Here is a 2,118-nt window from a genome sequence, read left to right on the forward strand (position 1 = left end):
CGGTCGCTGAGGTGTTGGAGCAGGTGCGTGCGCGTAGCCTGGCCGCGTTCGAGCATCAGGATGTGCCGTTCGAGGTGCTGGTGGAGCGGCTCAATCCGACGCGGAGCTTGAATCATCATCCGCTGGTGCAGGTGTTGTTGGCTTGGCAGAACAATGTCGCTGGTGATCTGCGCCTCGGTGATGTGCAGCTGACCCCGATGGCTGCTGACACGCACACCGCCCGGGTTGATTTGACGTTCTCTTTGGGTGAGCAGTGGAGTGAGGCCGGTGAGCCCGTCGGTATCGGCGGGGATATCGAGTTCCGCACCGATGTGTTCGATGCGGCCAGCATCGAAGCGCTCGTTGAGCGGTTGCAGCGGGTGGTGGTGGCGCTGTGTGCTGATCCGTCCCGGCGGTTGTCATCGATTGATGTGCTCGATGAGCGCGAGCACGTGGAGTTGCAGGCGTGGGGCAATCGGGCAGCGTTGACCGAGGCCGAGTCCACGTCGTTGTCGATTCCGGCGTTGTTCGCCACCCAGGTGGCTCGCGCTCCAGAGGCAGTGGCCATCACTTATGGCGCTCGTTCGTGGACGTATCGCGCACTCGACGAAGCCGCCAACCGCATGGCCCATCTTCTGGCCGGTCACGGCGTGGGACCCGGACAACGGGTGGCACTGCTGCTGAAACGCTCACCCGAGGCAGTCGTTTCAATCCTCGCCGTACTCAAAACCGGCGCAGCCTATCTCGCAATCGACCCGGGACAACCGGACGCGCGGATGAATTTCATGCTCGCCGACGCCGCCCCGACAGCCGCGATCACCACCGCCGGCCTGGCCGGTCGGCTGCATGGGCATGACCTGCTCGTCATCGACATCGATGACCCCGCTATCGAGTCGCAACCCAGCACCTCGCTTTCGGCGCCCAGCCCGCACGAGGTGGCCTACCTCATCTATACCTCGGGAACCACAGGAACCCCCAAGGGCGTGGCCGTCCCACATATCAATGTGACGCGACTGCTGGATTCCCTGGAAGCGGATCTGCAGATGTCGCCGGGGCAGGTGTGGACGCAATATCACTCTTTGGCATTCGACTTCTCCGTATGGGAGATCTTCGGGGCGCTACTGCACGGAGGTCGGCTGGTCGTGGTGCCCGACGCGGTGGCCGTCTCACCGCAGGACCTGCACGCCTTGCTGGTCAGCGAGCAGGTGAATGTACTGAGTCAAACCCCGTCGGCGTTCTATGCCTTGGCGACCGCCGATGCGTTGGAGCCCGAGCTGGGGCGACAGCTCAAGCTCGAGACCGTGATATTCGGCGGTGAAGCACTTGAACCCCACCGTCTTTCGCCTTGGCTTGGAAACCACCCGGGTCTGCCGCGGCTCATCAATATGTATGGCATCACCGAGACCACGGTGCATGCCTCTTTCCGCGAGATTGTCGACGCGGACGCCAACAGCGCCGTCAGCCCGATCGGATCTCCGCTGGCCCATCTCGGCTTCTTCGTGTTGGACGGCTGGTTGCGTCCGGTCCCGCCTAACGTGGTCGGAGAGTTGTATGTCGCCGGCGCAGGTGTGGCCGAGGGATACGTGGGCCGGGCTGGATTGACGTCTTCGCGGTTTGTGTCGTGTCCGTTCGGGGCGCCGGGGCAACGGATGTATCGCACCGGGGACCTGGTGCGGTGGGGCGCCGACGGGCAGCTGCAGTACGTGGGTCGGGCCGATGAGCAGGTCAAGATCCGCGGGTACCGCATCGAACTCGGTGAAATCCAGGTGGCGCTCAGCGCCCTCGACGGCGTGCAGCAATCTGCGGTGATCGTCCGCGAGGACCGCCCCGGCGACAAGCGGCTGGTGGGTTACGTCACCGGTACCGCTGACTCGCTCGAGTTGCGTAACGCGCTTGCCGAGCGCCTGCCGGCTTACATGGTGCCGGCGGCGGTGGTCGTAGTGGAGGCCTTACCGCTCAATCACAATGGCAAGCTCGATAAGCGCGCGTTGCCGGCACCGGAGTATGCCGATGTCGAACGGTATCGCGCGCCGTCCACGCTGACGGAAGAGATTCTGGCCGGCATCTTCGCCCAGGTGTTGGGGTTGGAGCGGGTCGGTGTCGATGAGTCGTTCTTCGAGTTGGGTGGCGACTCGTTGT

1 protein-coding gene is annotated in these 2,118 nt (G+C 64.0%); it reads left to right on the plus strand.

Going from position 1 to position 2,118, the window contains the following annotated elements; translation table 11 throughout:
* Window positions 1–2,118, plus strand: a 2,118-nt coding sequence (locus A5698_RS23610) for a non-ribosomal peptide synthetase (RefSeq protein WP_156670870.1), incomplete at both ends; no start/stop codon positions are given.

Origin of the sequence: Mycobacterium sp. E136 (assembly GCF_001666865.1) — a bacterium.
Taxonomy (GTDB): Bacteria; Actinomycetota; Actinomycetes; order Mycobacteriales; family Mycobacteriaceae; genus Mycobacterium.